Genomic DNA, 7013 nt, shown 5'->3' with positions numbered 1-7013 from the left:
CGGCACCCGCGCGGCCAGGCCGACAGCCTGCTCGGCCTGGCCGCCGCCCAGCGCCTGCACGGCCGGCCGGCCGACGCGCTGGCGAGCGCCGGACAGGCCCGCGACCTGGCCGCCCGGTGCGGCTTCCGGCTGGTGGAGGGCCAGGCCCGCGCCGAACTGGCCGAGATCCACGCGGCCGCGGGGCGGCCCGCCGAGGCCCGCGACCACGCCACCGCCGCGGCCGCCGTGCAGCGCGAGACCGGCCACCGGCTCGGCGAGGCCCGGGCGCTGGACGCCCTCGCCCGGGCGCTGGACGCCCTCGGCCGGGCCGGCGACGCGGGCCTCGCGCGGCAGCGGTCCGCGGACCTGTACGCCGAGGCCGGGGCCGCGCCCGAGGCCCCCGCGACCGCCTGAGCGGCCGCCCCGCAAAATCGCCCGGCCCCGCGCCGTACGCGCGGTAGAGTCGCCGCATGGCCGAGGTCGCCGAACTGACGTACTACCCCGTCAAGGGATGCGCCGGTACGTCCGTCGCCGAGGCCCTGCTGACCCCCGCCGGGCTCACCCACGACCGCGCCTTCATGGTCGTGGACGACGACGGCGTCTTCCGCAGCCAGCGCGCCGATCCGCGCCTGGCGGTCATCCGACCCGACGTCAGCGCCGACGGCGGCCGCATGACCCTGCGCGCGCCGGGCTTCGAGCCGGTGGCGCTCGCCGTGGACACCACCGGCGAGCGGCGCGACGTACGGCTGTTCGCGAACCGGTACCGTGGCATCGACCAGGGCGAGGAGGCCGCCGGCTGGCTGTCGGAGGTCCTGGGCGCGCCCAGCAGGCTGGTGCGCGTGCCGCCCGAGCACGACCGGGTGACCGACGGCGCCCTGCCCGGCACCTCCGGCTACGCGGACAGCTGCGCGGTGCTGGTCACCTCCGACTCCTCCCTGGCGGAGCTGAACGAGCGGATCGCCCGGCGGGACGCGCCGGCCGCCGCCCGCGGCGGGACCGGACCGGCCGCCGCCGGGCCGCTGCCGATGACCCGCTTCCGGCCCAACATCGTGGTCACCGGCTGGCCCGAGCCGCACACCGAGGACCGCGCCCGCCGCATCCGCCTCGGCGCCGCCGAACTGGGGTACGCCAAGGTGGCCATCCGCTGCTCGGTGACCCTGGTCGACCAGGACTCCGGCGCCGGGGCCGGCCCCGAGCCGCTGCGCACCCTCGCCGCCTACCGCCGGGCCGCCCAGGGCGGCGTGGCCTTCGGCGCCAAGTTCGCCGTGGTGCGGCCCGGGAAGCTGTCGGTGGGCGACGAACTGTCCGTCACCACCTGGGGACCCGCCGAGCTGTAGGGCGCACGACCCGGGCCGTACGGGCCGTACGACCCGGGGGCCGTACGCCTGGCCGTCAGGCGCCCAGCTCGCGTACGTACCGCCACTCGGTGACCGCCGGCTCGTAGCCCAGCCACGCGTTGACCGCGAGCATCGGCGCGTTCCCGCCGTCGTTGCCGGTGAACGCCACCGTGCAGCCGGCCGCCCGCGCGCGGCGCAGCGCGTCGTTCTTGGCGAGCTTCGCCAGGCCCCGGCCGCGGAAGGCGCGCGGCGCGCCGGTCATGGCCGACCAGTAGCGGCCCCGGCCGTCGGTGTGCGCGACGCTGTAGGCGGCCACCGCGCCGCCCACCAGCACCACCGACGTCAGCTCCCGGTCCAGCGCCGGGTGCTGCCACCGCTCGGCCAGCCACTGCTCGTACGCCGGGGGCCGCTCGGCGACGTCGCCGGGCTCGTCCGCGGTGCAGGCGGCGTCCGCCTCGTACAGCGGGCGCGGGTCGGCGGCGAAGTCGGTGGCCGTGCGCAGCTCCGTGCCCGGCACCGGCACCAGCGGCGGCAGGTCGGCGCGCGCCAGGTCCAGCCGCTGGATGCGCGAGGAGCGGCCGCGCCGGTAGCCGCGGCGCTCGGCGAACGTCTCCGCGGGCCGCCCGCCCAGCGCCCAGGAGAACACCGCCGCCGCGCCCAGCCCCGCCAGGTACTCCTCGCCGGCGGTCACCAGCGCCGACCCGGCGCCCGCGCGGCGCGCGTCGGCGCGCACGGACACGTCCAGGTACGCCTGGCCCGGCTCGTCGCCGTCGGAGAACAGCCCGGCCTCCGCCGCGCCGACCACCTCGCCGTCCCGCTCGGCGACCAGCAGCCGGTGCCGGTCGGCGGCGGGTGCGGCGGCGAACTCCCAGGCCACGGTCTGCGCGGTGGTCACCAGGTGGGGGAAGGCCGAGCGCCGTGCCTCGGCGACGGCCGCGGCGTCGAGGGGGCGGAAGTCGCGCACGATCAGTGTCATGATGCCGCAGGCTACGGCCAACGCGGCCCGGCCGCCCACGAATTTCCGCAGGTCGCGGCGGGATGCCGGAGGCCCGGCGCGGGGGCCGGCGTGGGGTCGGCGCGGCACGCGCGGGCGGCCGCGGGGACGGCACAATGAGCGAGGACACCATCGCCTAGCCCCCGAGGAGCCCGAGCGCCGTGGCCCTGCGGATCACCGTCGACCCCCACTCCCCGGTCGCCCCCTTCGAGCAGGTGCGCGCCCAGATCGCCGAACAGGCCCGCTCCGGCGCCCTCCCGGAGGGCCGCAAACTGCCGACCGTACGCGGCTTCGCCGAGGAACTGGGCCTGGCGGCGAACACCGTGGCCAAGGCCTACCGGGCGCTGGAGGCGGACGGCGTGATCGAGACCCGCGGCCGGCACGGCACGTTCGTCGCCGCCGCGGGCGACGCGGCCCGGCGCGAGGCGGCCGCCGCGGCGCAGGCGTACGCCCAGCGGGCCCGGCGGCTGGGTCTGGACCGCGCCGCCGCGCTGGCCGCCGCGCAGGAGGCCTTGCGCGCCGCCTACCAGGANCCGCCGCGCTGGCCGCCGCGCAGGAGGCCTTGCGCGCCGCCTACCAGGAGGACTAAAGGCTGTCCCGTAATCCCTGGTGGATCAGCGAGCGGCGTCAGATGCGGTCTTAGCCAGGCAGTGCCAGTGTTCGGGTTGCCAGCCTGGTAAGGAACTGGGTCTGCCGGTACATCAGTGCTGGGTCGATCTTGTCGAGATGACCGTCCTTCGCCACCTGCACCAGATAGGTAGGGCAACTGATGTATTGTACGGTCGGGATACCCTGTTGGTACGTGGATGTGGCCTCGCCATACAACCCAGCCCCGAGCGGCCACTCCACGGCGGTGCGGTCGAGTTGATCCCGCTTCACCTGGTCAATCACCAATGAATCCAAGGCAGAACTGTTGCCGACGCCGAGCACTGCGATCTCGGATCGCCCAGTCGGCCCATAAGTGCGGGTGAGCGGGTTATTGGTCCAGTTCATTGCGCCCAAATGTTCCGGCCAGATCGCGTATTTCAGCCGGTTTTGAATTTCTGGATGTTGGTTCAGCCATTTGTCCGGCTTCACGGTAGCGGAATTCGCGCACATGTGGTTGGGCGACAACAAAAACACGATGTCCCGCGGCCGCTGCGACCGATCCAGCCGGGTGAGATATTCGGCCATCGCCAGCAGAGCCGGCCCGCCGTTCTCCTCGATTGCGTTCTGGCCGTCGGTGTGCGTGCCCAGCAACAACGCGCCCGGCAGTCGCCCGCTTCCGGGTAGTTCGGCGACCAGATATTCCACAGTGGTGGGTCGGTGTTCCGCCTCCAGTACCAGAGTCCCGGTCAACGCGCCGTGACCAATCAGGTCGCGCAACCGCTTTCCCTGCTGCTCATCCAGATGCACTGCCGGCAAGCCGACATGGTTTTGCTGGTGCGGCGAGTACTGCCCGGCGGCTTCCGCCGGCGGAAAGGGGAAGATGTTGATCATCCCCACGGCGCCATGTTGCTGAGCCAATTCCAAGCTCGGAGCCCTGCCGAACAAGCTGAACGCCGTCCGGGTGTAGTCCTCCAGCCCGACGATCGGCATTGCCGCAGGCGGCTGGAAATGTTTGGCCAGCAGAAAAATCGCCCCGACGGGCAGCGGCGGAAGGGTAATGTCGGCGACCACGATCTTGCCACGCACGTCGACTCGCTGATAATCGTCGGCGGTGCCGTCGCCGACATAGACCAGTTCGGCGGTGACTCCCTCCGGCGGCGTTTCCCCGGAATGCGGCCGGTAGTAGGCCAGCGGAATCTGCTCTGTCCGGCCGTCTGCATCGGCAACCTGAAACGACCAGCGCCGGGCCCACCAGCCGTCCAGCGGCACCGGATAGCGGGTGACGGTCAGGCCATACGACTCAAGGCCGCCCTGCAGATCATCGACGTAACGTCGGTGCGCCTCGCCGCCGGTGAACCGCGGCCCGTGCGCCGTCATCCGTTCCACCTGCTCGAACAGTGCGTCCGCCGCAGCCGGATCCGCTCTCATCTGACCGGCCGCGGCCGATCCCCACGTACCTGCCCCTGCGGCCCCCAGGCCGACCGCTGTGGCTGTCAGGAGGAATGATCGGCGACTCGATTTCCACATTCCGGTAGTGTAGGCGCCAAGCGCCATCCAGGGCAATGTCGACTGCAATCCGGAATATTCTGTGGTCGATTACCGTAAAACCGCCTCCAGTATTTATCATTCCGATGCGCGTGTCACCCCGCGGAACGCGCCCCGTTTGACGTTCGGGTGCCCGCCGGACATCAGGATCGTGGAATTGGGCTCCGCCTGGCCCGTTGCCTGTCGCTTGCCGTCGCACTGGTCGATGTGGTCGGCCCTGAGCCGGAGCGCAGCGAGCCCCCGCAGGCCTGGCGCACGTAGGCGGCGTCGCCGCGGATCAGGGTGGGCTCGCCCAGGCGGTTGGCGAAGCCGAACCTCGTGGCCAGCACCACCTCGTCGCGGCGCCCGACGATGGCCCGGCCGCGGAGGTCGGGCCGGAAGGTCATACCGAGGTCGAGGCATCGACCCCCCCTCGATGACCAGCGGAGACAACCCCGAAGGCACCGTCCGCACAAGGTCGTTGACATCCCTCACACGAAGGTCAACGACCCCCAACACGTTCCGTCACCACCGAAAGTGGGCCGAAGGACCGTACAGACCCGTCCGGTGGGGGCTCATCGGTTTCCGGTGAGGGTGACGGTGATGGTGTCCGCGCCGGTGGTGCTGGCGATGGTGATGCGGGGCGCGTTGGGTGGGGAGGTGATGGTGCCGCCGGTGACCTGGGCGGTGTAGCCGTGCGGGTAGTTGAGAGCCGGTGCGGCGAGTTCGGTGATCGAGCCGGCCGGGAACGTGCCGTTGCCGTCGGCGCGCGTGGGGCGGTAGGTCAGCCGGAAGGTGCGGTCTTCCGGGTTGTAGGACCAGTTGGTGGGGGTGCCGGCGACGGCGAGCGGGTAGGGGCGGGTCAGCGCGCTGAGAACGCTGGAGTTGACGTTGTTGCCGGTCGGAGGCAGTCGCGGGTCGTCGACGACACTGGGGGTGAGTGTGAAGTCGGTGACGCCGGTGCGGTGATAGGTCCACTCGGTCCAGCCGACCATGGTTTGGTCGAGTTCGCCGGCGACCCGGGTCAGTTCGGTGGTGTCCGGGGTGGAGCCGAATTCGGTGACCAGTGGCGCGGAGTCGGCGTTGTGTGACTGCGCCGTCATCAGGGCCAGTTGGACGGCTTCGGCCGGTGGGCAGACCACGGTGTTGCGCACGGCTGCGACGTTCGGGTCGTCGGTGGGCTGCACCGGGCAGTACACGTGATAGGAGTTGCCGGTGGCGCCCGCGTCGATCGACGGTGGGGTGAACAGCGCGGCCAGCGACCTCTCCCAGAACACTGGGTGAGTGGCGTCGACGGCTCGGATGGCGCTGGTGGCGTCGTTGTAGGCGGCGCGGATCTTGTTGATCTGCGGGCAGTAGCCGATGGTGCAGTTGCTGTTGGACTGGGTGCCGACGTGGGGCTCGTTCATCAGGTCGTAGCCCAGCACCGCCGGGTTGCCGGTGAATCGTTCGGCGACGTGCTGCCAGAATCGGGCGAACCGGTCCCGCACGCCGGTCCCGGCGACCTGGGTGTTGTTCCAGAACGCGTCCCAGGTGGCGTCCTGCGACGTCGGGTCCAGCACTGCCCAGTCCGGGAAGCCCTGGCCGTTGAAGGCCTCGTTGTAACTGTCCTGGTGCATGTCAAGCAACGAGTAGATGCCGTGTGAGGCAAGGGCTTTCACGGTCCGTGCTATGGAGTCGAGGTAGTCGTCGTCGTAGTTGCCGGGGGTGGGTTCAACGGCTTTCCACATCACCCCGACCCGCGCGACGGTGTATCCGTTGGCGGCGAGGAACGCCGCGTCGTCGTCACCGAACCCCATCGATTCAGGCGAATAGGGCGACACTTTCTGGATCACATTGAACCCGTGCACCGTTACCGTCCGGCCCGCCGGGTCGGTCCACCATCGGCCGGTCTGTGTCAGGGCGGACAGTGTGGTCGGGCTCGTCGCGGCGGGGGGCGGGACCGCCGACGCGGCGGGCATGACCAGACCTCCGGTCAGTCCCGTAAGCGCGACGCAACCGGCGGCGATCAGGTGGCGGGGGCGGCGAAACGTCAGCATGAACTGGCCATCCTCAAGTTGCGGCCTGTGAGATCTTGACCATCGATGTGGAGCAGGAAGGCCGGAAACGGCGACCATACGCCGCTCGGCCGACTATCCGCTGGCGAGGTGGGGCGACGAGATCCGGGCGAAGTTCACCTTGCCGAGGCGGAATAAGCCACCGAGCACGACGTATTTCAGTTCCTGGGAGAATCGTCGGATTTCCCATCGCCCTGATCACCGCTCCCGGCCGCGCGCGCGACTGCCGTGACACCGGCCCGGCCCGCCCGGCTGCCCCGGCCTCTACGCTGCCCGCCGGGGACCTTCCCTGTTTCACCACTGGTAGCCGGGAGTATGGCCGACAGCCTCGATGATGGTCTGGAACTGCTCATAGGTGTCAGTGAGGCGTGCGGAGCCCCAGCCCTTCTGGCTGATCAGCCGCAGGCCGGGTGACACCTGGCCGGTGATCTGCTCCTCGGTGAAGGACTCGGCGGTGTCATTCCAGCGTTGGAGCTTGGGGCCGAGGTTGTCTCGCTCCTGTGGGGCGACTTCCTGGAGGAAGGGAGGCACGGG

4 protein-coding genes and 4 pseudogenes are annotated in these 7013 nt (G+C 71.1%); 3 read left to right on the top strand and 5 right to left on the bottom strand.

Going from position 1 to position 7013, the window contains the following annotated elements; all coding sequences use genetic code 11:
• A pseudogene (locus RKE29_RS26645) lies at positions 1-393 on the top strand (regulator); the annotation flags it as partial.
• A gap of 56 nt (positions 394-449) precedes the next feature.
• On the top strand, positions 450-1316 hold the full coding sequence (locus RKE29_RS26640) for an MOSC N-terminal beta barrel domain-containing protein (protein WP_312008211.1): 867 nt from the start codon (positions 450-452) through the stop codon (positions 1314-1316).
• Positions 1317-1371: 55 nt separating this feature from the next.
• Here RKE29_RS26640 and RKE29_RS26635 read toward each other — a convergent pair whose 3' ends face one another.
• Entirely contained in the window at positions 1372-2292 is a 921-nt protein-coding gene (locus RKE29_RS26635; protein WP_312008210.1) for a GNAT family N-acetyltransferase, read from the bottom strand.
• Between the two features lie 179 nt (positions 2293-2471).
• Here RKE29_RS26635 and RKE29_RS26630 point away from each other — a divergent pair.
• Positions 2472-2837 (top strand): annotated as a pseudogene (locus tag RKE29_RS26630) (GntR family transcriptional regulator); the annotation flags it as partial.
• A gap of 112 nt (positions 2838-2949) precedes the next feature.
• On the opposite strand, the gene RKE29_RS26625 reads toward RKE29_RS26630, so the two are convergent.
• The 4 genes and pseudogenes from RKE29_RS26625 to RKE29_RS26610 all read right to left on the bottom strand — a co-directional run.
• On the bottom strand, positions 2950-4425 hold the full coding sequence (locus RKE29_RS26625; protein ID WP_312008209.1) for a PA domain-containing protein: 1476 nt from the start codon (positions 4423-4425) through the stop codon (positions 2950-2952).
• 219 nt (positions 4426-4644) lie between these two features.
• Positions 4645-4910, bottom strand: a pseudogene (locus tag RKE29_RS26620) (hypothetical protein); the annotation flags it as partial.
• An 87-nt stretch (positions 4911-4997) separates the two neighbouring features.
• Complete coding sequence (locus RKE29_RS26615; RefSeq protein ID WP_312008208.1) at positions 4998-6221, bottom strand: cellulase family glycosylhydrolase; 1224 nt, start codon at positions 6219-6221, stop codon at positions 4998-5000.
• Positions 6222-6773: 552 nt separating this feature from the next.
• Positions 6774-7013: pseudogene (locus RKE29_RS26610) on the bottom strand (hypothetical protein); the annotation flags it as partial.

This window comes from Streptomyces sp. B1866, from assembly GCF_031932565.1.
GTDB lineage: Bacteria > Actinomycetota > Actinomycetes > Streptomycetales > Streptomycetaceae > Streptomyces.
Note: the sequence above shows the minus strand (reverse complement) of the source record. Positions and strands in the feature narration are given on the sequence as shown.